Origin of the sequence: Actinokineospora auranticolor (assembly GCF_002934265.1) — a bacterium.
GTDB lineage: Bacteria > Actinomycetota > Actinomycetes > Mycobacteriales > Pseudonocardiaceae > Actinokineospora > Actinokineospora auranticolor.
Window position 1 is genome coordinate 99735 of sequence record NZ_PTIX01000007.1, and the last position, 25562, is coordinate 125296.

The 25562-nt window shown below is 70.7% G+C and carries 18 protein-coding genes; 11 read left to right on the top strand and 7 right to left on the bottom strand.

Going from position 1 to position 25562, the window contains the following annotated elements; all coding sequences use genetic code 11:
• Nucleotides 1–96 precede the first annotated feature (96 nt).
• On the top strand, nucleotides 97–1494 hold the full coding sequence (locus CLV40_RS15175) for an ABC transporter substrate-binding protein (RefSeq protein ID WP_104479552.1): 1398 nt from the start codon (nucleotides 97–99) through the stop codon (nucleotides 1492–1494).
• A gap of 59 nt (nucleotides 1495–1553) precedes the next feature.
• On the opposite strand, the gene CLV40_RS15180 is transcribed toward CLV40_RS15175, so the two are convergent.
• From CLV40_RS15180 to CLV40_RS15205, 4 genes are all read right to left on the bottom strand, one after another.
• On the bottom strand, nucleotides 1554–1997 hold the full coding sequence (locus tag CLV40_RS15180) for a DUF7919 family protein (protein ID WP_104479553.1): 444 nt from the start codon (nucleotides 1995–1997) through the stop codon (nucleotides 1554–1556).
• Between the two features lie 18 nt (nucleotides 1998–2015).
• On the bottom strand, nucleotides 2016–8330 hold the full coding sequence (locus CLV40_RS15185; RefSeq protein ID WP_146108040.1) for a putative adhesin: 6315 nt from the start codon (nucleotides 8328–8330) through the stop codon (nucleotides 2016–2018).
• Between the two features lie 381 nt (nucleotides 8331–8711).
• Nucleotides 8712–9692 (bottom strand): hypothetical protein, encoded by a 981-nt coding sequence (locus CLV40_RS15200; RefSeq protein WP_104479557.1) that lies wholly within the window; start codon nucleotides 9690–9692, stop codon nucleotides 8712–8714.
• Between the two features lie 5 nt (nucleotides 9693–9697).
• The gene (locus CLV40_RS15205) at nucleotides 9698–10651 is read right to left on the bottom strand and encodes a transporter substrate-binding domain-containing protein (protein ID WP_181043518.1); all 954 of its coding nucleotides are present in this window, start codon (nucleotides 10649–10651) and stop codon (nucleotides 9698–9700) included.
• A 243-nt stretch (nucleotides 10652–10894) separates the two neighbouring features.
• Between CLV40_RS15205 and CLV40_RS15210 the strand changes: the two genes are divergently transcribed.
• Nucleotides 10895–12187 (top strand): MATE family efflux transporter, encoded by a 1293-nt coding sequence (locus CLV40_RS15210; protein WP_104479559.1) that lies wholly within the window; start codon nucleotides 10895–10897, stop codon nucleotides 12185–12187.
• 4 nt (nucleotides 12188–12191) lie between these two features.
• Here the strand turns inward: CLV40_RS15210 and truB are convergent, their stop codons facing one another.
• The 3 genes from truB to CLV40_RS15225 all read right to left on the bottom strand — a co-directional run bounded on the left by truB (nucleotide 12192) and on the right by CLV40_RS15225 (nucleotide 15860).
• Nucleotides 12192–13103 carry a tRNA pseudouridine(55) synthase TruB gene (gene truB, locus CLV40_RS15215; RefSeq protein WP_104479560.1) on the bottom strand — a complete coding sequence of 304 codons (912 nt, stop codon included), beginning with the start codon at nucleotides 13101–13103 and terminating at the stop codon, nucleotides 12192–12194.
• A gap of 231 nt (nucleotides 13104–13334) precedes the next feature.
• Entirely contained in the window at nucleotides 13335–14414 is a 1080-nt protein-coding gene (locus tag CLV40_RS15220) for a DUF3500 domain-containing protein (RefSeq protein ID WP_104479561.1), read from the bottom strand.
• Nucleotides 14415–14516: 102 nt separating this feature from the next.
• Complete coding sequence (locus CLV40_RS15225; protein ID WP_104479562.1) at nucleotides 14517–15860, bottom strand: MFS transporter; 1344 nt, start codon at nucleotides 15858–15860, stop codon at nucleotides 14517–14519.
• A 103-nt stretch (nucleotides 15861–15963) separates the two neighbouring features.
• On the opposite strand from CLV40_RS15225, the gene CLV40_RS15230 reads away from it, so the two are divergent.
• The 9 genes from CLV40_RS15230 (at nucleotide 15964) to CLV40_RS15270 (ending at nucleotide 25300) form a co-directional block, all read left to right on the top strand.
• A complete protein-coding gene (locus tag CLV40_RS15230) occupies nucleotides 15964–16899 on the top strand; it encodes a bifunctional riboflavin kinase/FAD synthetase (protein WP_104479563.1) in 936 nt (311 codons plus the stop codon).
• A 123-nt stretch (nucleotides 16900–17022) separates the two neighbouring features.
• The gene (locus tag CLV40_RS15235; RefSeq protein ID WP_104479564.1) at nucleotides 17023–17493 is read left to right on the top strand and encodes a transcriptional regulator; all 471 of its coding nucleotides are present in this window, start codon (nucleotides 17023–17025) and stop codon (nucleotides 17491–17493) included.
• Nucleotides 17494–18641: 1148 nt separating this feature from the next.
• The gene (locus CLV40_RS15240) at nucleotides 18642–19166 is read left to right on the top strand and encodes a 2'-5' RNA ligase family protein (protein WP_104479565.1); all 525 of its coding nucleotides are present in this window, start codon (nucleotides 18642–18644) and stop codon (nucleotides 19164–19166) included.
• An 83-nt stretch (nucleotides 19167–19249) separates the two neighbouring features.
• Nucleotides 19250–19519: a 30S ribosomal protein S15 gene (gene rpsO, locus CLV40_RS15245; protein WP_104479566.1), complete on the top strand. Its 270-nt coding sequence runs from the start codon at nucleotides 19250–19252 to the stop codon at nucleotides 19517–19519.
• A gap of 220 nt (nucleotides 19520–19739) precedes the next feature.
• Nucleotides 19740–21983 (top strand): polyribonucleotide nucleotidyltransferase, encoded by a 2244-nt coding sequence (locus tag CLV40_RS15250; RefSeq protein WP_104479567.1) that lies wholly within the window; start codon nucleotides 19740–19742, stop codon nucleotides 21981–21983.
• Nucleotides 21980–23380 carry a M16 family metallopeptidase gene (locus CLV40_RS15255; RefSeq protein WP_104479568.1) on the top strand — a complete coding sequence of 467 codons (1401 nt, stop codon included), beginning with the start codon at nucleotides 21980–21982 and terminating at the stop codon, nucleotides 23378–23380. Before CLV40_RS15250 ends, CLV40_RS15255 begins: the two co-directional genes overlap by 4 nt.
• On the top strand, nucleotides 23377–24120 hold the full coding sequence (dapB, locus tag CLV40_RS15260; protein WP_104479569.1) for a 4-hydroxy-tetrahydrodipicolinate reductase: 744 nt from the start codon (nucleotides 23377–23379) through the stop codon (nucleotides 24118–24120). Before CLV40_RS15255 ends, dapB begins: the two co-directional genes overlap by 4 nt.
• An 18-nt stretch (nucleotides 24121–24138) precedes the next feature.
• A complete protein-coding gene (locus tag CLV40_RS15265) occupies nucleotides 24139–24579 on the top strand; it encodes a tetratricopeptide repeat protein (RefSeq protein ID WP_104479751.1) in 441 nt (146 codons plus the stop codon).
• 37 nt (nucleotides 24580–24616) lie between these two features.
• Entirely contained in the window at nucleotides 24617–25300 is a 684-nt protein-coding gene (locus tag CLV40_RS15270; protein WP_104479570.1) for an alpha/beta fold hydrolase, read from the top strand.
• Nucleotides 25301–25562 lie beyond the last annotated feature (262 nt).

Here is a 25562-nt window from a genome sequence, read left to right on the forward strand (position 1 = left end):
GGAGTGGTGATGGGTGCTCGTTATCGGGCGGCCGCGCGCACAGTTTGCGGTAACGGCGAGCGAGTTCGCCGTCGCCGCGCGCGATCAGGTGGTGACATGCGACTTATCCGGCTCTCGTCGCTGGCGGCGGCCGTCGCCCTGGTTCTCGCGGGGTGCGGTACCGGCGCGCCGTCGGGCGACAACGACCAGGTGTCGCCGCTGAAAGCGGAGGATTTCCTCGGCGCGCCGTGCGCCGACATCGGAGTGCGACCGGACGGCGACAAGGAGTTCACCTACTGGTCGATGTGGAACGCCGACGAACCGCAGGGCCGCGTGCTCAGCAAGGTGATCCGGTGTTTCACGGACAAGACCGGTGTGAAGGTGAACGTGCAGTGGTTGGGCCGTGACCTGCTGCGCCAGAACGTGGTCCCGGCGCTGGCCACCGGTGCCGGACCGGACCTGTTCGACCAGGACGTCAGCCAGGTCAAGGGCCTGGTGGCCGACGCGGGCGGCACCCGCCCGGTCGACGACGTGCTCGACCTGGCCATCGGCGAGAACGAGCAGAAGGTGCGCGATGTGTTGCCCGCCGCGTACTTCGACATTCCACAGAACAAGGCGTCGGACGGCAAGATCTTCGAGATTCCCTATATGCTGCTGGGAAATTCCTGGTGGTACGACAAGAATCGGATCACCGACTTCTCGGCGCCCACCTCCGATGACGAGCTGTTCGCGCTGTTCGACAAGGCGAAAGGCGACGGCCTGCCCGCCGTGGCGCAGGACAACGGCCTCGATTCGGTGAATGCCGCGGTCTTCGCGCAGGTCGCGCTGCGCTATGTCGGCGCGGGCAAGCTGTCCGAGGCGGCCCAGGACAAAACCGGCGACGCCTGGCGCAACAACGCGGGCCTGCAGCGCGCTGCGGACCTGGTGGAACGGTTCGCCAAGGGCAATTACCTGCTGGAGGGCTGGGAAAACGCCCCGTACCCGAAGATGCGCGAGCGCTGGGCCGCGGGCGAGGCCGCGTACCTGTTCGGCACCAGCGAGATCCCCGCCGAGGCCCGCCAGCTGCTGTCCCAGCGCGGCGGCGACCAGACCGCGGACTTCGCCCCGTTCCGCTTCCCCCAGCCCAGCGGCGCGAGCCACGACGTGGTCGAGTACCTCCCCGTGGGCTTCGCCATCCCCGCCAAGGCCAAGCGCGTGGCGGCGGCCAAGGCGTTCATCGCCTACACCCTCAACCGCGACAACCTGACCGGCTTCCCCTCGGTCGCCGACAGCCTGGCGGTCCGCGCGGACCTGCCGGTCCCGGCCGTGCTGAGCCCCATCCGCACCGCCCTGTACGACACGAACGCCGAACACGCCCTCGTGCTGGACGGCACCAACGCCATCGCGGGCGGCCGCTGGATTTCTGAGGTCCTGAACCCGCTGCACGCGAGCCTGCTCAAGGGCAACATGACCGCGGCCCAGTTCACGGAAGCCATGGCGGCCAAACAGGCCGACTTCTGGCGCGGCAACCCCTGACAACGCCGAAGGGCGGGTTGCCCGGTCCAGGACCGGGCAACCCGCCCTTCGGCCTCGGGTCAACCGTTCACCGGTACGCCCCGGCTGTGTCGAACCCGTGGCGTCGAGCGGTCGACCTCCCACGCTGCCTCGATGAACTGCCTCGGCGGCGAGTAGTCGTGCTCGGCCACGTAGTGCGCTATGAGCGACGGCGCGGCGTACACGGTGCCGTCATGCCCCTTGAAGTGAATCTCCGCGTGTCCCAACAGGGTTGAGGCCCCGGAAATCTCGGGCACGTTCAGGGAGAGCTTGAACGCGCCGCAGAACCGGCATCGGTAGATCCCTCGGGTCACGTTGGCGATGTGGGTGTGTGACAGCCTGACGAGCATGTCGACCACACCGTCCTCGACGGGACCCACGGCGTACGGCGCGTCTGGTTCGAGCCAACCGATGTTGACCGCCGCCCGCCAGGGTGGCCTCAGCTTGGAGTACTCGTAGGGGGTGAGATCCTCATACCTCGTCACGGCGACATGGTCTCCTGTTCAGATCTCACGGCACGCTGCCCAGTGGCATATTCCCATATTGGGTCGTAGGAGTTCACTGAGCAGCGTCGGGCCGTCGACGGTGTACGAGCCGGACACGACCCAGAGTTCGTCAGGGCTGTCCAAGGTGTAGTTCGGGAGACGGTCGCCTGGACGGAAGGTCTCGGTGGGCTTGACGCGTGCGCCCATCTCCACCGGGATGATGTCGTCGTCATCGACGAAGCCCCCGTGCTTGGTGTACATGTGCAGCGTGGTCCCCTCCGGTACCACGGCTTCGCCGTTCTCTTCGTCGAAGTAGCCGTGTCCGGAGAACACCGTCTCGCCGTCGGAACGCCCTCCTGGGATGACGTTGTCGGCTTGTGAGTGTCCGGCGGAGCTGCGCACGCCGCGGACGCCCTTCGAGGCGCCCTGCATGATCTTCTTGCCCGCCCAGCCCGCGGCGCCGCCTACCGCCATGGGGCCGAAGAAGCCCGCGCAGCTCGCCCAGTCCCCGTCCTTGAAGCAGCTGACCAGGTCGTCCACGCCGGTGAAGGCGACCAGCATGTCGCGGAGCTGTTCGCGGACACTGCGGTCGGCGGGCGTGGGTGGCGGCTCGGGGTGCTTCGCGTTCCACGCGGCCTGCTGCTTGCGGTCCAACGGGTTGGGGCGGAACGCGGGCTTGCTCGCGGGCTTCGCCGGGCTGCAGTCCGCCCAGCGGACGAAGGTGACGAAGTAGATGACGAACGGGACCAGGGACGAGGCGTTGTACGGACCCTGTGCCGACCAGCGGTTGAGGAAGACGCCGCTGAGCTTGGAGATCTGGGCCGTGCGGTAGTTCTGGAACCCGTGCGCCTGCAGGTCGCCCACGATGCGCTGGGCCTCGTCGACGCCCTTCGCGCCGATTCCGATGACGATGGCCATCAGGCCGGTGGCGTCGGACTTGGAGACCGGGTTGTTGCTCGCGTACGAGTACCCGCACAACTGGTCCGGGTCGTTCTCGTCCAGCACCGGGTCCACGCTGAGGAAGCGGCCCGTCACCGGGTCGTACTTGCGGGCGCCCATGTCGGTCAGGCCGGTGGTCTGGTCCACCGGTTGGTCCAGGAACCCGCGTTGGTTGGGCCAGGGGCCGTTCGTCACACCGCCGATGGGGTTGCCGTACGGGTCCATGGTGCGGCGGGTGACGGCGAAGCCGACCGAGTTGACCGCCACCGAGCTGGTGCCCTGGAGGTCGCCCACCAGGTAGACCGGGTTGCCCCCACCCACCCGTTGCGCGACCCGCGTGCCGTTGTGGGTGTAGTACCTCGTGCCCGTGACCACGCCGGTCGTGTTGTCGCGGGCCAACTCCTGGCCCGGCAGGAACAGCGTCGTCTCCGTCGCCGTGCGGCGCAGGAGTTGTGAGCCGTCCGCGTCGTAGGTGTACGAGGTCGACCCCGTCGGGGTGGTGACCTTGCTGAGCCGCGCCTCGTCGTCCCAGGTCAGGGTCTGGTCGCCGCGGGTGGTGGTGTTGCCCGCGGTGTCGTAGCCGAACGACTGGGTCGTCGTGCCCGACGGACCCGTGGTGGTCGTGCCGGACAGCGCGTGGACCTTGCCCGCCTGGTAGGCGTAGTTCGTGGTGGTGTCACCGTTGCCACCCACACCGTGCTTGACCTGCTGCGCGCGCAGACCGATCGAGTCGAACGACCACGACAGCCAGTACGCGTCCGGCCCGCCGACCGTGCTCGACGACGGGGCCGCGGCGCACGCGTCGGTCGCGGTCCACGCCTTCTCCAGCCGGTTCAGGGCGTCGTAGCCGTAGCACTGGGTGCGGGTCGTCGCCCCCACCCCGTCGCCGCGCGTGTTGATCGACTTGGTGATGTTGCCGACCGCGTCGTAGGTGTAGCGGGTGTCGTCGACCGACTGCGCCGCCGCCGCTTGCACCGACAGGTTGATCCCGATCGGACGGCGGGTGTGCGCGTCGTAGTCGTAGCTGAGCCAGGCCTTGTTGTTCGACGGGCCGAGTGTGTACTGCAGCGCCTCGCCGTAGTCGGTGTACGTCGAGTCCAGGACGTAGGTGTTGTACCCGGCCGCGCTGGTCGGCTTGCCGAACCGGTCGTACCCGATGGAGATCGTCTCCCCGGGCAGGCCACCGCCGTTGGCGGGCGTGATCGAGCTGACCTGACCGGTGGTGGTGTAGGCGTAGTTGGTCGTATAGGTCCCGTTGAGCCCCGTGACGGCCGCCGGTACCTGCGTGACCTGCCGGTTCGGGTTGCCCGCCGTGTCGTACATGGTGACGGCGGTGATGAAGGTGCCGTCCGCGGTGTAGCGGGTCGCGGTGTACGGCTTGCCCGCGCCGTTCGTGGCGCCGTCGTAGGTGAAGGTGGCGAGCTTGTTGTTGGGGTTGGGCACGGTGCCCGAGTACGTGGCGGTCTTGCGGCCCAGGTCGTCGTACTCGTGCGCCAGGCTGCGGCCGCGCGCGTCGGTGGTCGTGGTGACCAGGCCCGCGAGGTCGTAGGCCACGGTCGACGTGCCGCTGTCGGGGTCGGTCTGGCTCGTCTTGCGGCCGAGGAAGTCGAAGTCGTAGGACCAGGTGTTGCCCGCGTTGTCGGTGATCCGGTCCATGAGGCCGGTGGCGGTGTACCGGTAGGTCGTGGACTGCGCGGTCCCGCCGCTGACGACGTTGCCGTTGATCGTCGGCGGCGCGCTGTAGCGCAGTTGCTGGACCTTGCGGCCGCGGGTGTCGGTCACCGCCGTCTCGGTGGTGCCACCGGGCGGGGGCACCACCGTCGTGCGGTCGCCGCCGTAGACCGTGCGGGTCTCGGCGACCTTCGTCGTGCCCTGGTACGAGGTCTTCAGCGTTTCCCGGCCGAACCCGTCGTACGCGGTCGCCGTCCGGTCGTCCACTGTGGACGCGTCGACGGCCACGAACGTGGTGCTCGGCGCTCCGGCGGTCAGGTACCGCTTGTTCGCCCGCACCTCCCAGCCGTGCGAGTCGTAGAAGGCGTCGATGACCTGGCGCTTGTTCGACGCGGTCTCGGTCTGCGTCTGCCGCACCTTGCCGAAGGCGTCGTAGAGTTCGACGGCGACGATCTGGTTCAGCGCCGCGCCGGAGTCGACGAGTTTGCGGCTGGTGATCGCGGACGGGCCGTCGGTGCGTTGCAGGTAGGTGTACTCCATCGACGGCAGACCCGACCTCGGCCTGCCCGGCAGCCACCCCGACACCAGGCGGCCCAGCGCGTCGTAGGCCATCTCGGTGCGCCTGCCGCCGACGTCGGTGGTCAGGACCGCCTTGCCGCGCGCGGGTTCCACCTCGATCGTCGAGGTCTGGGACTTCGGGTTGGTGGTGACCGTTTTGGACAGCACCCCGCCTTCGGCCGGGGTGTACGCGATGCTCGTGACCTTGCCGCGCTGGTCGGTCTTGGTGAGCGTGCGACCGGACCCGTCGAACGTCGCGGAGCCGGTGCTGGTCCAGGTCAGCGTGCCGCTGTTGTTGGCTGTGGCGGTGATCGTCGTGGTGGGGTTGCCCGCGCCCGGGACCTGGCCGAGCGCGGCGCTGCCGTCGAAGAGGGTTCGGGCGCCGCTGACCACGGGAGCGGGAGCCGCGCCGTTGGTCGGGCACTCCTGCTGCGACACCAGGACCTCGCTGACCAGCGACCGGATCCAGGAGGTCGTGTTGTCGGCGTAGGTGTTCGTGGTGCACATCGACGGCAGCCCGTCGGCGGTCTCGGTGGTGGAGACCACGCGGCCCAGGGTGTCGTAGCGGTTGAGGGTGCCGCTGCTCCGGGTGCCACCCGCGGCGAGGTCGGTGATCGAGCGGCTGCGCTGGGTGCCGACCAGGGTCGCCTTGGCGGGGTCGAGACCCGCGCGGCCGCGGGTCGCGGTGGTGCCGATGACGACGCCGTTGCTCAGCGCCGTGCTGACGCGGCTGCCGCCGTCGCCGTCGAAGGTCTGGATCTCGTGCGCGCTGCCCGCGAGCTGGTCCGTGTCGACGACCGACTCGTTGAGGGAGTTGGTGAAGCTCGTCGACCGCCGGGCGTTGTTCGGCAGGATGTCCTGGTCCATGCCGGTGTAGTAGGTGGTGCGGGTCAGCGTTCGCTTGTCCGGTGGGGCGTTGGCCTCGACGACGTGCGTGTTGTCGCCGCTGCGCACCTCGACCGTGCGGTAGCCGCGGAACTGGCCGTATGTGCGGTATTCCGGCTTGACCAGCTCGTTGTCGTCGTAGTGCCAGGCCGCGCCGCCGAGGTAGGTGTAGTCGGTCTGTTGGTCCGGCGAGTACTGGTTGCGGTCCTGCGCCAGGACCTGGGTCACCACGTACTTGTGGAAGAAGTCCAGGGTCGGGTTCTGGTTGCCGGGCAGCGTCCGGTAGACCGGGAAGCACCGGCTGGTGTTGGCGGACAGGTTCGTGGGAACCGTGGTGGCGGTGCAGTCCTTGTCGCTGTACTTGACCGTGATGATCAGGCCGGTGTCGCCCTGGATGTTGGTCAACCGCCAGTGCGCCAACCCGGACATGTTGCCGTAGCCCTGCACGCGGTTGTCGTACACCTGGCTGGTGAACCGCACCGCGGGCTGGGTGATCGTGCCGCCGACGTGCCCGGTGTGGGTCAACGAGTCCAGCCGCAGCTCCGAGTCGGCGACCGCGGGCAGGTCCTGTCCCAGTTGGACGCTGTCGACCGGGACCGGGCCCTGGCCGGTGTTGTAGTACGTCGTGATGGTCGTCAAACGCTTGCGGGACCAGAAGGTCGGCGCGTGGTTGGCGCAGGAGCCGCTCGCGCCGCAGTTCTGGTCGACCGGCGTGTCCGGCCACTTCAGCGCGTTGGCCACGGTGAACTGCGCCGGGTCGCAGGTGAACCCGCCCGCCGGGACGCAACGCTCAGCGGTGGTGAACACGACCTGGTTCGGGGTGGTCTGCGTGTAGATCGAACCGCCGATGAGCCGCAGGCCGTAGTCGATGCGCTTGAGCGTGCCGCCGCGGGTGTAGACCACGCCGGTGTTCTGGTTGTTCGCGCCGTAGTAGTTGGTCTCGGGGTCGTAGTAGTACGCCATGGCGTTGCCGCGCGGATCCACGACGTAGTCGAGGTTCCACCGCCACCCCATGTCACACCAGGACTGGGCGAAACCGGCGCTGTTGTAGCAGGGGTCGCCGTTGCGCGGGCTGTACACCCGCACCGGGTAGGCCGAGTTGGTCCTCTCCTGGTTGGTGTGTCCCGGACCCCGCGTGCGGCCGAAGAAGTACTGCGTGCCGTCGGTCGTGGTGATCTTCCAGAACTGACCGCGGTAGGTGCCGTTGTTGCCCGGCGCGGTGTCCTCGACGAGTTCGACGCGCGAGCCGTCGTCGCTCTGCGGGTGCCAGGCGCCCGTGGTGTCGTCGCGCACCAGCGACACCGTGCGGCCGTTGAGGCTCATGGTCATCAGGTGGCCCGACCAGCACAGGTCCCCGGTCTGCTGCGCGGCGGGCAGGGTCTTGTCGTCCGCGCAGGTGCGGTAGGTGCGCTCGACGAAGCCCGGGTCGTAGTCCCAGCCCTGGCCGACCCACGATGACTGGCCGTTGGTGGTCGACGTCCGGCCGTCCACTGAGGACGAGTTGTACGACAGCGCGACAGCGGGCGCGCCGCCCGCCGCGGGTGTCTGCACCGGCACCGGGTAGCTCCAGGTGAAGGCGCCGGAGTTGCCGTCGACCGACCAGCTGCCCGCCGGGGACAGGGGAGTCGCGGCGAACGACCCGCTCGGCCCCTCGGCACCGGCCACCGCGGCCAGCACGACGGGTTCGGGTGCCTTGGCCGCCGCGCCCGCGGTGGGGAGCGCGACGTCCGCGGACAGCGTCTTCGCGTTGCTGTCGTTGCGGGAGGGGATGGGGGAGTGCGTGCGGCACGCGGGCGCTTCGGGGGTGGTCAGCGCGCAGGCGGGGAGTTGGACCATGCGGAGCCGCCCGGCGAAATCACCGCCGATCGCGTCACGGAAGCCCGAGTAGTCCAATCCGACCGAAACCGGCCCGGGGTCGGCGGCGCTCGCCGGGGAGACCGACAGCAGCACCCCCACCACGCCCGCGCGTTCGGTCGACGCCCGGTCGGCGACCTTGACCCGGACCGAACCCTTGGTGGACAGGCTCTTCGCCGAGCCCGCGGTCGTGATGGTGACCGGCGTCCGGTCGGCGCGCGCGGCCACGCGCGACCTCGGGTCGCTGGGCACCACGACGGCCTCGGCGGCGGCAGGCCAGGCCGTGGCCGCCGAGCGCGCGGGCGGCGGGGCCGCAGGCGGCTTGAGGGGAGTGGTCTTCAGCTCGGTGGTGGGCACCACCCTGGCCGCGTTCACCTTCGGCGGCCGGGGTCCCGCGGCGACCGCGCGCGTGACCGGAACGGACATCAGCGTCGTGGTCAGTACGACAATGATCGACGCGACCAACGCGCGTCGAGAGGCCAATTTTCGGTGTGCGGATAACAGGACGGCAAAAAGCGACGGCCGATGAATCATTCTCGCCCCCAGTGCGCGCAACCCATCCGGTGTAGCCAACGGGGACCTTAGCCAGGGGTGAAGTGCGCTGGTGAGCGCCGAATGGCGTAATTCCGCCGGGTTGCGCCGATCGGTCTAATCGATTCTGACCAGTAAATGCTTGTTGTGCGGTGAATCGCGTGACAAAGAGTTATTGTTGCGTGTCGGGAAATGGGGCTATTGTCCGGCTGGCCCGTCGACTCCGCCTGTTCTCTAGGTCGAATGGTGTGCCACGGCCGGGGCAGGGCGCGGGCGTCAGGGGAGGCGGCCCTCGCAGCGGGGGTCGGTGTCGCCCTGGGGGAGCTTCCGGGTGAGGAGCCACTCCAGGGCGGCGGTTTCCACCAGCCAGCCGCGGGCGCGGACCGGGCTGTACGGGATCCGCTGCTCGCCCTGGCACAGGGACTTCGCCACGATCAGGTCGTTGGCCACGAACCGCACGGTGCGGTCGTCGTCGAGCATGGTTGTCATGGTGTCGTCGACGGTGACCACGTTGCCCAGCACGATGGTTCCCGGTTGGCCGCTCGCCGGTTTGAGTTCCACCGCGACCGACGGGAGTACCGGGACGCGCAGGAACATCGCCATCAGCAGGAAAGGCGTCACCAAGGCGCCGATGGTCACCAGGCCGTGGGTCACCGGGCGGGCCACCAGGTGGGGGAGTGGGCCCGTCAGCAAAGGGCCCAACAGAGGGGGCAGGCCCAGCAACAGCGCCAAGGGGACGTCACCCAAGCCCAGCGCCTCCACGATCGCCGGGCCGAACCACAACAGTTCCCCCACGCCGACCGCGATCGGCAGGACCACGCACACCGGCGTCACCAGGTCTTGGCGCCCCCGGCGGCGGACGCCCAGGCCGACGGCGGCGCACACCAGCATCACCAGGGCGGGCAGGAACCGCAGCTGCCACACCACCGCCGACCACATCACCATCAGCGTGATGGCCCAGTCCGGTGTGCGCTCCACCGCCGTCTCCAGCCGGGTCGGCGGTGACCCCTCGGTGCTGACCAGCGACAGGGAGCCGAGCACGTAGCCCGTGAGCAGCAGCGCGGGTGGTGTCTCCAGGAGGCTGATGACCAGCGAACTGGCCAGTTCCAACGCGTTCACGTGCTGCACGAGCAGCAACATCGTGTTCAGGTCCTGGCCGCTGAGTTCCCACAGCCGCAGCACCAGCAGCAGGATCGGGAACGCGGGCAGCAAGGTGAACGCCCACTGCCGGTTGCGGGGCTCGTCGGGGCCGCTCACCCGGCTCACCGGACCGGCAGGACGAGCCCGCTCAGCCGCTCCCACGGCCACCGCCGGACCTCGACCTCGGCCACCTCGGGTTGCTCGTCGATCGGGTTCGGCTGGTTGGGGCTGGCCTTCTGCATCGGCCGCAGGTGCTTGTCGAACGCGTTCTCCCACCGCTTGTCGGCCGGGTCGTTGCGCGAGTTGTAAAGCGAGATGTTGACCAGCTTGCGCAGCGCCTCGTTGCCGCCGGTGTTGACCGCCCACAGCTCGGGGGTTTCGAGGCCGATGTCGTGGTGCCGCAACTCGTCGGGGTACTTCTCGACGAACCCGCCGAGGATGACCGCGTCGGTGGTGACGGCGTCGAGTTCACCCGAGCGCAGCTTCGCGATGCACGCGGCGATGGTGTCCTCGTAGACGACCTTCGCGCCCGCCTTGGGCAGCGGGCCCTCGGAGGTCGACGTGCTCAGCGTGCACACCCGTTCGCCCGCGAGCCCGGACAGCGCCAGCACCGGTCCGTGGTCCTTGCGGGTCACGACGGACTGCTCGGTCTCCAGGTACGGGTCGGAGAAGCTGACCTGCCGCCCCGCCTCCCGCTCCGGCGTCGCGCTGTAGGTGGCGATGACCAGGTCGACGCGTTCGCCGGTGACGCCGCGCATCCGGCTGCGGTCCTCGTTCTGGATCTCCAGGAACCGCACCTCGTCGCTCTGGAAGCCCAGGTCGGCGGCGATGAGGTAGGCGATGTCGACGTCGAAGCCGGAGTAGGTCTTGGTTTCCGGGTCGTAGAGGCCGATGCCGGGCATGTCCACCTTCACCCCGATGACCAGCTCGGCCTTGCCCTTGAGCCCCGCCTCCGCCTTGAGGTCGTCCAGTGTGGGCACCGCTTGGTACCACACCGTCACCGCGATGACCAGCGCCGCGACCACCCCCACGGCCACCCCGCCGAGCCGCAGCCAACGATTGCCCCCTGTCGACATCCGCCGATCCTGACACGCGCGGAAGCCGAACGACAGGTGCCAAACGGGCGGAGAAAGGCGGACATCCGGCCGACAGTCTCGAGTACCGCGTCGGCAAAGGCTTGTGGTGGTCGGTATCCGCGCTCGGCGACGACGAGGTCCGGTCCTCTCCTGGTCGTTCCCGGGGACGTCCGCACCTGGCCCCGGTGGCCGAGTCCACATCCGGGAGGATGATGGGACGGGTACCGAACCTGGGGAGGCAACGTGGACGGCTCGCCGTTGCGGCGGATCTTGCGGTTGGCCGTTCCGGCCCTTCCCGTGCTCGCCGCCGAGCCGTTGTACCTGTTGGTGGACACCGCCGTCGTCGGGCATCTCGGGGGTACCGAGTTGGGGGCGCTGGGGGTCGGGGCGATCGTCCTCGCCCAGCTCTCCACCCAGCTCACCTTCCTCTCCTACGGCACCACCGCCCGCGCCGCCCGCCTGCACGGCGCCGGGCACCGGGACCAGGCCGTCACCGAGGGCGTCCAGGCCACCTGGCTGGCCATCGCGGCGGGCTTCCTCCTCATGGGACTGGGCCAGCTCTTCGCCGCCCCCGTCGCGCGGGTGCTGGCGGGCGACGGGGCACTGGCCGACGCCGCCACGACCTGGCTGCGCGTCGCGCTCTGCGGTGTCCCGATGATCCTCATCACCCTCGCGGGCAACGGCTGGCTGCGCGGTGTCCAGGACACGAGACGGCCCCTCTACTACGTCCTGACGGGCAACGGCGTCTCCGCGGTCCTCTGCCCGCTCCTCGTCCACACCGCGGGCTTCGGGCTCCAAGGCTCCGCCTACGCCAACATCATCGGCCAAACCGTCGGCGCCGCCCTCTTCCTCGGCGCCCTGCGCAAGGTGCCGCTCCGGCCGCGCCCGGACGTCATGCGCGCGCAACTGGTCCTCGGCCGCGACCTCGTCCTGCGCAGCCTCGCCTTCCAGGCCTGCTTCGTCTCCGCGACAACGGTCGCCGCGCGCACGTCCGTCGGAGCCGTTGGGGCGCACCAGGTCGTCCTGCAACTGTGGACGTTCCTCGCACTGGTACTGGATTCCCTGGCCATCGCGGCGCAGTCGCTCGTCGGCGCGGCGCTCGGGCGCGGGGACGACCGCGAGGCCCGCGAACTGGGGACCAAACTCACCCGCTACGGCCTCGTGTTCGGCATCGCCCTCGGGGTCGTCTTCGCCTGCCTCGTCGCGGTCATCCCGCGCGCCTTCACCGGTGACGCCGCCGTGCTGGCCGAGATCCCGCACGCCTGGTGGTTCTTCGTCGCGCTGCAACCGGTCGCGGGCGTCGTGTTCGCCCTGGACGGTGTGCTGCTCGGCGCGGGCGACGCGCGGTTCCTGCGCACCGCCACCCTCGCGTCCGCGCTGCTCGGCTTCCTGCCGCTGATCTGGCTCTCGCTCGCCATGGGCTGGGGGTTGGCCGGTGTGTGGACCGGCCTCACCCTCTTCATGCTGATCCGCCTGGCCACCGTCCTGGCCCGGATGCGCTCGGGCCGCTGGGCGGTGGTCGGCGCTCCACAGTAGACGGTCAGGGCACGTTCAGCGCCACCAGCGCCCGCGCCGTCGCGCCCTCGTCCACGCCCAGCGCCACCGCTTTGCCCGCCGGGTCGAAGATGCCGTACGTGCCGTTGATCCCGGCCGCCGGGATGCGCTTGCCGTGCGAGAGCGCGATCGCCTCCACCTTGTCCAGGTCGCGGCGCGGGAACGCGGCGCCCACCGCGGCCTCCATGTCCAGCGACAGCCCCGGCTCCTGCTCCAGCGCCTCCAGCGTGCGCGCCATCCGCAGGTCGAACGGGCCGACCGTGGTGCGCCGCAGCGCCGCCAGGTGCCCGCCGACGCCCAGGGCCGCGCCCAGGTCGCGGGCCAGCGCGCGGACGTAGGTGCCGGACGAGCAGTCGACCATCACGTCCAGTGCCACCACACCGCCCTCGCGCGTGGTGTTGAGCAGGTCGAACCGGAACACCGAGACCGGCCGGGCGGGCAGCTGGACGTCCTCGCCCGCGCGGACCCGGGCGTACGCGCGCTTGCCGTCGACCTTGACCGCGCTCACCGAACTGGGCACCTGCTGGATGGCGCCGGTCAGCGCCGCGATCCCGGCCGCGATGGCCTCGTCGGCGACCCCGGACGCGTCGGCGGTCGAGAGCACCTCGCCCTCCGCGTCGTCGGTGGTGGTCGACGCGCCGAGGTGGATGTTGGCCAGGTACGTCTTGCGGTCGAGCGCGAGGTGCCCCAGCAGCTTCGTGGCCCGCTCGATGCCCAGCACCAGCACGCCGGTGGCCATCGGGTCCAGCGTGCCCGCGTGGCCGACCTTGCGGGTGCCGATGATCCGCCGCGCCCGGGCGACCACGTCGTGCGAGGTCATGCCGGGCGCCTTGTCGACCACGACGAGGCCGGGCGGGACGGGTGGGCGCTTCGGGGCGCGCTTCTCGGGGCTGGACACGAGCGAGAATCCTAAGCGCGGCCTGCCCGGGGAGACCGCTGACCCCGGTCACCGGTGGCCGCGGTCCATCCCGGACAGTGCGCGGTGGGGTCGGCGCTGCTCGGCAGGCGACAGGTCGACAGTCCCGTCGTCGACCGGAGCCGCCACGGTTCCCACCACCGCCGTGACGTGCGCGTCGACCTCGACGGGGCCGGGCGCCCCGCCGTCGTCGAGATCAAAGCAGCGGGCCGCTCACGGGCCGAGCTGCGCGCCGTAGTCGTTCTCCGGCTCGCGGTAGATCGAGTCGACGCGCGCGATCCCGTCCTGGTCCTGCCGGTGCGCCAGCTCGATCGTGTAGGTGGGGCCCTGCACCCGGTAGTAGACGGGCTGCCCGGCCGCCGTGTCGCCCGCCCACGCGAAGGTGGCCGCGTCGATCGCGCGCTCGGCCTCGGCCAGCTTGGCCGCCGCCGCGGCGCTGTTCAGCGGCGTGATCCACTCGCGCACGAGCGACAGCAGCAGCTTCTTCTGCGCGGCGGACAACGTCGACGCGCGGATCCCGCCCGCGGGCAGCGCCTTCCCGTCCTGACCGGCGCCTAGCACGATCTCCCGGACCGGCTCCGGCAGGGTCGCCGCCACCCGCTGCTCCTCGGTGAGCGAGTCCACCACCGCGGCGGCCTTGGCCACCTCACCGCACAGCGGCTCGATCGCCGCGCCCTCCGACGCGTACGACGCGGGCTGCGCCCCCCACAGCGTCGGCGCCAGCGTCATATCGGTGCCCGACAAAGTGAGGTTCACCGCCAAATGGTGACCGCCGAACTGCACCGTCCACTTCTCGGTCGAACTCGGCGTGCCGAGAACGCGAATCCAATAGTGGTCGGCGCCGAAGTCGAGGCTCGTTTTCGCCTCGGCGGCCAATATCCCGTCCGCGGTCGTGATTTCCTTGACCTGCTCGTATCCCTCGGGGGAGAGGGCCGATTTCAGGATGGCGAAAACCGCCGATTGGCGCGCGTCGTCCAGTTCGTCCAGCCGGAGGCCCGCGCGGGTGAAGGACTCGTCGGGCAGGCCGGACCAGTGCGCCAGGTTGGCCCGCGTCCGATCGGCCAGCACGGCGGCTTCCTGCTGGTCGTCGAGCATGGCCAGGAACGCGCGGGTGGCCGTGAGCACCGCCGCGGCGGCCTCGACGGGCGAGGTGGGCGCGGCGGGTGCCGCGACCGGGCAGGCCGCCACCTGGGCCGCGCCGTCCTCGGTCGACGGTGAATCGGACCCGCTCGCGGCGCAGGCGGTCGTGAGCAGCAAAGCGGTCAGGGGAACCGCTTTCGACCACCGTGCCACAGCGTGGATCCTCGCGTTTCGTGCGAAATGGGTATAGCGCTTGGGGTGGCGGAGACGCTAGCCACTCCCGGTCCACTTCGCAGTCCACATCACCTGTTGGTGTTAGGACGCCGCTCTTTCGGGGAGGTCCCAGCGGGTGCGGCGGACGCGCACCGGGACCTCGTCGCCGCGGGCGTGCGCGGCCAGCAGACCGGCCCGCACCCGGCGCCACCAGACGAGGGTCCGCCAGCCGCCGAGCAGCAGGATCACCACGAGCGCGAGGAACGCGGTGCGGAACGCCGCCGCGTCGGCCGCCGCCGTGTCGCCGCCCAGCAGCAGGCCGATGCCCAGGGCGCTGATGGTGACCGCGCTGAACCCGCCGACGTTGACCACCCCGGTGGCCGTGCCCACGCGGTGCAGCGGGTTGTAGTCGCGGGCCACCGCGAACGCGACGCCCGACGCCGGTCCGCCGACCGCCAGCAGCCCGAACGCCACGACCACGAGCGGCCCCGGCACGACCCCACCCGGCCAGCCCAGCAGCAGCCCCAGCAGCACGAGTTCCACCAGCAGGTACCCGGCCACGATCGGCACGCGGGTCGCGGGCCACCGCCCGGTCACCTCGCCGATCACCGGGTTGGCCACCATCGCGACCAGCACCAGCAGGCTCAGCACCGATCCGGCCTCGGCGGGGGAGAAGCCCTGGGCCTGCACCAGGTACGGGTAGCCCCACAGCAGGCCCAGCACGCCGGGGGCGAACACGGTCGAGAAGTGCGCCCAGAAGCCGAGCCGGGTGCCGGGCACGCGCCAGGCCTGCCGCACCTGGTCGAGGACCTCGCGCGGGGACGTGCGCGGCCGGGCGGGGCGCGCCTGCTCGTCCGGGGTGTCCCGCACGCGCAGCGTCACGACCAGGGCGTACGCGACGGTGGCCGCGCCCGCGATGGCGAAGGTGGCGGTCCAGCCCGCGTGGTCGAGCAGGAGCGTCAGGGGGACGGTCGCGGCGAGGTTGCCGACGGCGCCGAGGGCGGCCGTGGCCGAGGTCAGGGTGACGTAGCGGCGCGGCGGGTAGTACGCGGCGACGAGCCGGAGCACGCTGACGAACGTCATCGCGTCGCCGACCCCCAGCACCCCGCGCGCGACCAGGGCGAGCGGGTAGTTCGACGCCACGGCGAACAGCAGCTGGCCCAGGCCCATGAACAGCGCGGCGGCGGTGAGGGTGCGGCGCGGGCCGAAGCGGTCGACGAGCAGGCCCGTGGGGATCTGCATCGCCGCGTAGACGCCGATCTGCAGCACGGTGAACGTGCCGAGCGCGGCGGCGTTGATCTCGAACCGGTCGGCGGCCTGCAAGCCCGCGACGCCGAGGGAGCTGCGGTGGAACAGGGCCAGCACGTAGACGAACACGGCGGTCGCCCAGACCAGCACGGCGGCGCGGCGGGTGCCCGGCACGGAGGCTCCTTTCGTCCTACCCATTGCACCCCGCGCGACCGGAAATGTTTAGCCACCCTAAGGGTGGCTGTGCTCACAGGCCGGTGCCTCGGCGCGCGGCCCGCGCCGTCCCACTAGGCTCGGTGGCGTGCGGCGTTTGCGCGGTCTATCCGACCTTCCGAGTGGCTGGGGTCGCTGTGTGGCGACGATCGGCGTGTTCGACGGGGTCCATCGCGGACACCAGGAGCTGATCGCGCGGGCGGTCGACCTGGCCGCCGACCGGTCGTTGCCCAGTGTCGTGGTGACCTTCGACCCTCACCCGTCCGAGGTCGTCCGACCGGGGAGCCATCCGGCCCAGCTGACCACGCTGCGCCGCAAGGCGGAGCTGGTCGAGGAACTCGGCGTCGACGTGTTCTGCGTCCTGCCGTTCACCCCCGAACTGTCGAAGGTGCCGCCGGACGAGTTCGTGCACGAGATCCTGGTGGAGCGCCTGCACGCGGCGGCGGTCGTCGTGGGGGAGAACTTCACCTTCGGCAACAAGGCCGCGGGCACCGTGGAGCTGCTGTCCGCCCTCGGCAAGCGCTTCGGGTTCACCACCGAGGGCGCCAAGCTGGTGTCGGCCGGGGAGCTGACGTTCTCGTCGACCTACATCCGCGCCTGCATCGACGCCGGTGACGTCCGCGCCGCCGCGACCGCGCTGGGCCGCGACCACCGCCTTGAGGGCATCGTCGTGCGCGGCGACGGCCGGGGGCACGAGCTGGGCTTCCCCACCGCGAACCTGTCGACCCCGCGCTTCGCCGCCGTCCCCGCCGACGGGGTGTACGCGTGCCGCTTCACGCTGCTCAACGGCCAGAACCGGCCGCCGCTGACGGCCGCGGTCTCGGTCGGCACCAACCCGACCTTCTCGGGCCGGGAACGCCGGGTCGAGGCGTTCGTGCTCGACGTCAGCGAGGACTTCTACGGCCAGCGCGTCGCGGTCGACTTCGTCGAACGGCTCCGCGCGATGGAGAAGTTCGACTCCAGCGCCGCCCTGGTCGACCAAATGCACCTCGACGTCGCCCGCACCCGGGAACTGCTGTCCTGACCAGGCTTGTCGTTCACCAGGCCAAGCCTGATGTGACCAGGCTTGTGGTTCCTCCACGAAACGAAACACCCAGCCGGCAAGATACTCCCGGGGTCAGGGGAATGCGCAGGGGAGAGGCACCGGGTGGAGGACCACAAGATCGTCCAACGCAATATCGCGCTGCAGCGCGAGTGGTACGGCGAGCCGCTCGGTGACCGGGTCCGCAGGTTAGTCGTGGCGTTCGACGTTTCCCAGGCCAACCTGGCGGATGTGCTGGGGATCAGCGCGCCGATGCTGAGCCAGGTGATGAGCGGCAGGCGCGCCAAGATCGGCAACCCGGCCGTCCTGGCCCGGTTGATCATGCTGGAACGCAAGATCCTCACCCCCGAAGTGGCCTCGGGCAGGCGCGAGGCCCTGCAAAAGGCCCTAGACGACGTGCGCGCGTCGAAACCCGCCGTGACCAGGGACAACCTCCCCGTCGACGTCGGCCGCAGCGCGATCCTGGCGCTGCGCAGGCTGGCCCGCCCGGAAGACCTCACCGAGGCCGCGGGCCTACTCGACGACCGCTTCCCCGACCTGGCCGACCTGCTCCGCCGCGCGGGCAAACGCGCCTGACGACCCGCGGGCCGCCCTCCGGGTGAGGGCGGCCCACGGCATCGTCCGTCCCAACCGCACCTGAGCCACCGCGCCGATCTGTGGACAAGTCCACGACCACGCGCCGACCGGGTGGACTCGGTGGAACGCGACGCCATCTTGGTTCGGCGTCCCGGTCCGTGCCCACGCCTACTGCGACGGATCGCCCAGGAAACCGCGGCATCGGCCCGCGGCACCCAGGCGGGTCAGGGCAAGCGCGCCGGCTCGGCGGCAGCCCAACGGCATCGGCGAGATCGGTCGGCACCATGTCTCGGGTGACGCCCCGGCTTGTCAGTACTTCCCTGACCTGGCCGGGTGCCGTTCGCGGTAGCAGGTCCAGAACGCCCCCGCGCAGTCGCAGTGACCTGCGGATGAACCGGGCGGGGTCGGCAGGGCCGCCTTGGGTGAGCGCCGCCTTCCAGGAGTGGCTGACCTTCCCGGCCCAGTCGGAGAGGTGTTCGAGTTCCCACGACTCGGCTCGTGGAGGAGCGGGCTCGCCTCCGCGGGACTGGACGTCGAGGGTGCTCATCGGGACGTGCCGGTGGTAGTCGGCCGCTGAGCTCGTGTGGAAGGCCCAGATGAACGCAGTGTCCGCCGAGCCGGACCGGCTCTCCTCGACCACGACCGCGTCCGACGGCAATCCGTAGATCTCGGCGATCAGACCGGCCGCTTACTCCACGTCGCCGTTGTGGTGTCCTCCCGGGACCAGTTGCACTTGACCGCACCAGCCCTTCGGCAGCGGCGCCGGATCGAGGACCGCTCCTGCCAGCGGTCCCGAGGGGCCAGCCACGTGTCGAGCCCACAGACCCAGAAGGCGCTCGCGCTCGCGACGGTAGGTCTCGTGGCGGGTGTGCTCGTTGTCAACCATCGACATCGCTCTCCTCCTGGAGAATGCGTCGGCTGTGGCAACCCTTCGCAGCCATGTTCACACCATCGGCGATGTCGTTGCAGGCCCGATCGAGGGAGAGTGCAGGTTCCGTCGCGGAGTCGCGCCGCGGCCACTGCTCCGACAGTGGGATCCGCCCGGTCGATCGTGGGTACTTTGGTGTCGGCTCGTCCGGGGGCGAGCGGCTGCCTCCCCAGCGCGGAAGCCGCCGGGCCGCCGACTCGTCCCGCGACCCAGGAGTCCCATGTCGCCCCGCTTCTTCTCCGCCTTCACCCTGCCCGACCGCGTCGCCGACCACCTGGCCGCGCACCTCCCCGTGCCCCCACCCCACGTCCGCCCCACCCCGCGCCACCAGTGGCACGTCACCGTCGGCTACTACGGCCAGACCGACCCCGCCCGCAAACTCACCAGACTCCACACCAAGGTTTCCGGCCTTCAGGCCCCCCGCCTGCGCATACAGGGCTCCGGCACCTTCGCCAACGTCGTGCTCGCGAAAATCGCTACCCCCGACCCCCACCTCTTGCGCATACTTGCCGAGGCGGCCGACCACCACGAGGGCGGCTACCCCGAGTACATCCCCCACGTCACCGTCGGGCGCTGGTCGAGGGACCACGAACCCGACACGACCGTGGCGGCTGGGCTGAGCGGCTACCGCGGCCCCGAGTGGGTCCCCGCCGACCTGGTGCTCTTCGCCAGCGAGGACGGGGAATACACCCCCGTCGGCCGCGTGCCCCTGCTCGCCGCGAGCGGCTCCCGGGCAGGGTGCTAGCCTTGGTGATTGGGTACGGCTGCGGTCCGTGGCGGCCGGTACCGACTTCCCAACACGGCACGGCACCACCTAGGAGTTGACGCGTGGCTCTGTCCACCGAGCAGAAGAAGTCGATCCTCACCGAGTACGGCGTGCACGACTCGGACACCGGATCCCCCGAGGCTCAGATCGCGCTGCTGACCAAGCGCATCAAGGACCTCACCGAGCACCTCAAGCAGCACAAGCACGACCACCACTCGCGTCGTGGTCTGCTGCTGCTGGTCGGTCGCCGCAGGCGGCTGCTGAACTACCTGACCAAGGTGGACATCGAGCGCTACCGGTCGCTGATCCAGCGCCTCGGCCTGCGCCGATAGCTCGAACCCGGGGGGAGTGGCCGACGCCGCTCCCCCCGGGCGCTTGACCGAACCAAAGACGGAATCACTAGAACGGGCGGCACAGCCGCGCACACGGGACCAGTTCGCCGGTCCTCGGTAGTGGTCTCCGGGAGCCAGGAGGGCTCCGGGGGCTTCGATCGAAGACCGGCCTCGTCTCCGCCGGGGGTTGCCCGCCCGACGACGAGGAGTACTTGACTTCATGACAGACATCACCGTGCACGAGACCACGGCCGTGATCGACAACGGCTCGTACGGCACGCGCACCGTCCGCTTCGAAACCGGGCGCCTCGCCCGCCAGGCCGCCGGCTCCGTCGTGGCCTACCTGGACGAGGACACCATGCTGCTGTCCGCCACCACGGCGTCCAAGCAGCCCAAGGAGCACTTCGACTTCTTCCCCCTGACGGTGGACGTCGAGGAGCGCATGTACGCCGTCGGCCGCATCCCCGGCGCGTTCTTCCGCCGCGAGGGCCGCCCGTCCACCGACGCGATCCTCACCTGCCGGCTCATCGACCGCCCGCTGCGCCCGTCCTTCGTGGACGGTCTGCGCAACGAGATCCAGGTCGTGATCACCGTGCAGAGCCTGAACCCGCAGGACCTCTACGACGTGGTCGCGATCAACGCCGCGTCCGCCTCCACCCAGCTCGCGGGCCTGCCGTTCTCCGGCCCGATCGGCGGCGTCCGCGTCGCCCTCATCGGTGAGCAGTGGGTCGCCTTCCCGACCCACGAGCAGCTCGGCAAGGCCGTGTTCGACATGGTCGTCGCGGGCCGCGTGGTCGGCGACGACGTCGCGATCATGATGGTCGAGGCCGAAGCCACCGAGAACGTCACCGACCTCATCGCCGACGGCGCCCAGGCGCCGACGGAGGAGGTCGTGGCCGCTGGCCTCGAGGCCGCCAAGCCGTTCATCAAGGTGCTGGTCGAGGCGCAGGCGCAGCTCGCTGCCGCCGCCGCCAAGGAGACCCGCGAGTTCCCCACCTACCCGGCCTACCAGGACGACGCGTTCGCCGCCGTCGAGCAGGCCGTGTCGGGTGAGCTGGCCGAGGCGCTGACCATCGGCGACAAGCAGGCCCGCGAGTCCCGCCTCGACGAGGTCAAGGCGCTGTGCCTGGAGAAGGTCGGCGCGGTCGAGGGCGGCGCCTTCGACGGCCGCGAGAAGGAGATCGGCGCGGCGTTCCGCTCGCTGAACAAGAAGCTCGTGCGCCAGCGCATCCTGCGCGACAAGGTGCGCATCGACGGCCGCGGCCTCACCGACATCCGCGGCCTGTCCGCCGAGGTCGCGCTGATCCCGCGGGCGCACGGCTCGGCGCTGTTCGAGCGCGGCGAGACCCAGATCCTGGGTGTCACCACGCTGAACATGCTGCGCCTGGAGCAGCAGATCGACTCGCTGTCCCCCGAGACGCACAAGCGCTACATGCACCACTACAACTTCCCGCCGTTCTCCACCGGCGAGACCGGCCGCGTCGGTTCGCCGAAGCGGCGCGAGATCGGCCACGGCGCGCTCGCCGAGCGGGCGCTCGCGCCCGTGCTGCCCAAGCGCGACGAGTTCCCCTACGCGATCCGCCAGGTGTCGGAGGCGTTGAGCTCCAACGGTTCCACCTCGATGGGCTCGGTCTGCGCGTCCACCATGTCGCTGCTCAACGCCGGTGTGCCGCTCAAGGCGCCGGTCTCCGGCATCGCCATGGGCCTGGTGTCCGACGACGTCGACGGCGAGACCCGCTACGTCGCGCTGACCGACATCCTCGGCGCCGAGGACGCGTTCGGCGACATGGACTTCAAGGTCGCGGGCACCAAGGACTTCGTGACCGCGCTCCAGCTGGACACCAAGCTCGACGGTATCCCCTCCGAGGTGCTGGCCCAGGCGCTGAGCCAGGCCCGCGACGCGCGCTACACCATCCTGGAGGTCATGGCCGAGGCCATCGACGGCCCGGACGAGATGAGCCCGTACTCGCCGCGCGTGACCAGCGTGAAGATCCCGGTCGACAAGATCGGCGAGGTCATCGGCCCGAAGGGCAAGATGATCAACTCGATCACCGAGCAGACCGGCGCCGACATCTCCATCGAGGATGACGGCACGATCTACGTCGGTGCCGCGGACGGCCCGTCCGCCGAGGCCGCCATCGGCCTCATCAACGCCATCGCGAACCCGCAGCTGCCGAAGGTCGGCGAGCGCTTCCTGGGCACGGTCGTCAAGACCGCCGCCTTCGGTGCCTTCGTCTCGCTGCTGCCGGGCAAGGACGGCCTGGTGCACATCTCCAAGCTGGGCAACGGCAAGCGGATCAACAAGGTGGAGGACGTCGTCAAGGTCGGCGACAAGCTCCGCGTCGAGATCGCCGACATCGACCAGCGCGGCAAGATCAGCCTGGTGCTCGTCGGCGAGGACGAGAACGCCGACACCACCGCCGCCGCCCCGGCCGCCGAGGTCGAGGCGGCTCCCGCCCAGTGACCTCTCGCTCGACGACGGCCGCGGGTGCCACCGGCACCCGCGGCCGTTCCGCACCCAGAGTCCAAGGACACCTCCAGAAGCCCGGCAGCACCGTGCTCCTGGAGCGCGCGGGCGAGTCCGAGGTGCGGCGCACGCTGCTGCCCGGCGGCCTGCGCGTGATCACCGAGCACGTGCCGGGGGTGCGGTCGGCCTCGATCGGCATCTGGGTCGCGGTCGGCTCCCGCGACGAGCCGGTGTCGGTCGCCGGCGCCGCGCACTACCTGGAACACCTGCTGTTCAAGGGAACCGCGAAGCGCACGGCCGCGCAGATCGCCGAGGAGATCGACGCCGTCGGCGGCGAGCTCAACGCGTTCACCGCGAAGGAGCACACCTGCTACTACGCGCACGTGCTCGACGAGGACCTGCCGCTGGCCGTCGACCTGGTGTCCGACGTGGTCTTCGACGCGGTGTGCGCGGAGTCCGATGTGGAGACCGAGCGCGGCGTCGTGCTCGAAGAGATCGCCATGCGCGACGACGACCCGGAAGACCTGCTGCACGACGCGTTCTGCGCCGCGCTGATGTCCGACCACCCGCTGGGGCGGCCGGTGCTCGGCTCGGAGCAGTCCATCACGGACATGACCCGGGGCGCGCTCAACGGCTTCTACCGCCGCCGCTACACGATGCCCCGCATGGTGCTCGCGGTCGCGGGCAACGTGACCCACAAGAACGTGCTCGCGCTGGTGCGCAAGGGTTTGCGCGACCGGCTGGCGGGCGACCGCGCGCCGATCGCGCCGCGCACCGGCCGGGCCAGGCTGGGCCGCTCGCCGCGCTTGGTGCTGCACACCGACGACACCGAGCAGGCGCACATGATGCTCGGCGTGCGCGCGCTCGACCGGCACGACGACCGCCGGTTCACCCTCGCCGTGCTGAACGCGGCGCTGGGCGGCGGGATGAGTTCCCGGCTGTTCCAGGAGGTCCGGGAGCGGCGCGGGCTGGCCTACCAGGTGTACTCCTCGGTCGCCGCGTACGCCGACACGGGCCACCTGTCGATTTACACGGGTTGCCAACCGGATCGGCTCGGTGAGGTCACCGGCGTGATCCGCGAGGTGCTGCGCGACGTGGCGCGTGCGGGTTTCACCGACGCGGAAGTGCTGCGGGCCAAGGGAAGTCTGCGCGGCGGCCTGGTGCTCGGCTTGGAGGACACCAGTTCCCGCATGTCGCGCATCGGCAAGGGCGAGCTCGCCTACGGCGATTACCTGACGGTCGAGGAGACCCTGGAGCGCTACGCGGCGGTCACCGCCGAGGACGTCGCCGCGCTGGCCAAGGACCTGTTGGCAAGGCCACTCGCCGCGGCCGTCGTGGGTCCGTACGCTCATGCCGAGGACGTGCCGGTCGAACTTCACGAGGTGGGCAAGTGACGGATCTTCGCGTGGCCGTGCTGGGTGCGCGCGGCCGGATGGGCGCCGAGGTGTGCCGCGCGGTCGAGGGCGCGGGCGACATGGAGGTCGTCGCGGCGGTCGACACCGGCGACGACCTGTCCGCGATCACCGCGGCCCAGGTGGTCGTCGACTTCACCCACCCCGACGCGGTCATGGACAACGTGCGGTTCTGCGTGGAGCACGGCATCCACGCGGTCGTCGGCACCTCCGGCTTCGACCAGTCCCGGTTGGACACCGTGCAGGGTTGGCTCGGCGCCAAGCCCGAGGTGGGTGTGCTCGTCGCGCCGAACTTCGCGCTCGGCGCGGTGCTGCTGATGCGCTTCGCCCAGCAGGCGGCCAAGTTCTACGACACCGTCGAGATCATCGAGCTGCACCACAACCGCAAGGCCGACGCCCCGTCGGGCACCGCCGCGCACACCGCCCGGCTGGTGGCCGCGGCGCGCGCGGAGGCCGGTCTCGGCGCCATCCCGGACGCCACGACGTCCGAAGTGGACGGTGCGCGCGGCGCGCTGGTCGACGACATCCGCGTGCACTCGGTGCGCCTGGGCGGATTGGTGGCGCACCAGGAAGTCCTCTTCGGCGGCGAGGGCGAGACCCTGACCGTCCGGCACGACTCCCTGGACCGCAAGTCCTTCATGCCCGGCGTGCTGCACGGCGTCCGCGCGATCGTCCACCGCCCGGGCCTGGTCGTCGGCCTGGAGAACCTGCTCGACCTGTGAGCCGGTGACCCTGTGAGGATGTCCGCCCGCGCCGTCTCGCTGCTGCTGACCGCCGTCCTGGCGGTCTACTTCGTGCTACTCGGCGGCCGGGCCGTCGCGCTGTTCCGCGACGGCGCCCCGGTCGCCGTGGCGCTCGGCGTGGGCGTCATCCTGCTGCCGCTCGTCGGGGCCTGGGTCGCGTGGTCCACCTTGCGCTTCGGCCTCCGCACCCAGGTCCTGGGCAGGCAGTTGCAGGAGGAGGGCGGGCTCCCCGACACCTCCGACCTGCCCCGCCTGCCCTCGGGCCGCGTCGACCGGACGGCCGCCGACGCGTTCTTCGAGGAGATCCAGGCCGAGGCGGAAGCGGCCCCGGACGACTGGCGTTCCTGGTACCGCCTGGCCGTCGCCTACGACACCGCGGGCGACCGCACCCGCGCGCGGCAGTCCATGCGCAAAGCGCTGGAGTTGGCCGAGAGTTAGCTGTCGGAGTGTCGGACCTCGCCGATAGTCTGCGGCCATGGCCACCTTTGTGCTGCTCCACGGTGCGGGCGACGACTCCCGATCCTGGCGTGACGTGATCCCGCTGCTCGAAGCGGCGGGCCACGAGGTCGTGGCGCCGGACCTGCCGGTCGCCGACCCATCGGCCGGACTCGACGCCTACACGCAGGCCGCGGTCGACGCGATCGGCGCGCGCGAAGGCGTTGTCCTGGTCGCGCAGTCGTTGTCCGGCTTCGTCGCGCCACTGGTGGCCGCTCGGGTGCCGGTCGCGCGGATCGTGCTGGTCAACGCCATGGTCCCGAAGCCGGGCGAGACGGCGGGGGAGTGGTGGACCGCCACCGACCAGAACGCGGCCCGCCGCGCCTACGACGTCGAGGAAGGCCGCGACCCGGACGCCCCCTTCGACGAGGTCCGCACCTTCCTGCACGACGTCCCCGCCGAGCGGTTGGCGGCCTTGGCAGGCGAACCCGAACCCCCGGGCCAGTCCGACGCCCCCTTCGCCGACACCTGGCCCCTCGACGCCTGGCCGGACGTCCCCACCACGGCCATCGTCGGCGCGAAAGACCGCTGCTTCCCCGCCGCCTTCCAACGCCGCGTCCTCCAGGAGCGGCTGGGGATCACCCCGGACGAGATCGACTCGGGTCACGTCCCGTCGCTGTCCCGCCCCCGCGAACTCGCCGACCTGTTGCTGGGCTACCTGTGACGCCCCGAATCGAGCGCCTGGTCGCGCACCCGGGCCTGCCGCTGGTGGCCGGGGTCGACGTCGACCGCCCGGCCGTCCACGTCTGGGATTCGACCGATCTCCGCCACCTCGACACCATCGGCGCCGACGCGGCCCGGACGGCGACGCGTGCGGCGAGCACCGCACCCGCCGCGTGCCGAAACCCGTCTGGCACCCCGAAAAACCCCTGCTCCTGGTGCTAGGCGAGAACGGCCCGCGGCGCCGGACCCCGGCCGGACCGTCC

Coding starts and splice junctions, on each gene's coding strand:
- CLV40_RS15175 (WP_104479552.1), top strand. CDS start 97: ATGCGACTTATCCGGCTCTCGTCGCTGGCGGCGGCCGTCGCCCTGGTT.
- CLV40_RS15185 (WP_146108040.1), bottom strand. CDS start 8,330: ATGTCCGTTCCGGTCACGCGCGCGGTCGCCGCGGGACCCCGGCCGCCG.
- CLV40_RS15205 (WP_181043518.1), bottom strand. CDS start 10,651: ATGTCGACAGGGGGCAATCGTTGGCTGCGGCTCGGCGGGGTGGCCGTG.
- CLV40_RS15225 (WP_104479562.1), bottom strand. CDS start 15,860: ATGGGTAGGACGAAAGGAGCCTCCGTGCCGGGCACCCGCCGCGCCGCC.
- CLV40_RS15240 (WP_104479565.1), top strand. CDS start 18,642: ATGTCGCCCCGCTTCTTCTCCGCCTTCACCCTGCCCGACCGCGTCGCC.
- CLV40_RS15250 (WP_104479567.1), top strand. CDS start 19,740: ATGACAGACATCACCGTGCACGAGACCACGGCCGTGATCGACAACGGC.
- CLV40_RS15265 (WP_104479751.1), top strand. CDS start 24,139: ATGTCCGCCCGCGCCGTCTCGCTGCTGCTGACCGCCGTCCTGGCGGTC.
- CLV40_RS15270 (WP_104479570.1), top strand. CDS start 24,617: ATGGCCACCTTTGTGCTGCTCCACGGTGCGGGCGACGACTCCCGATCC.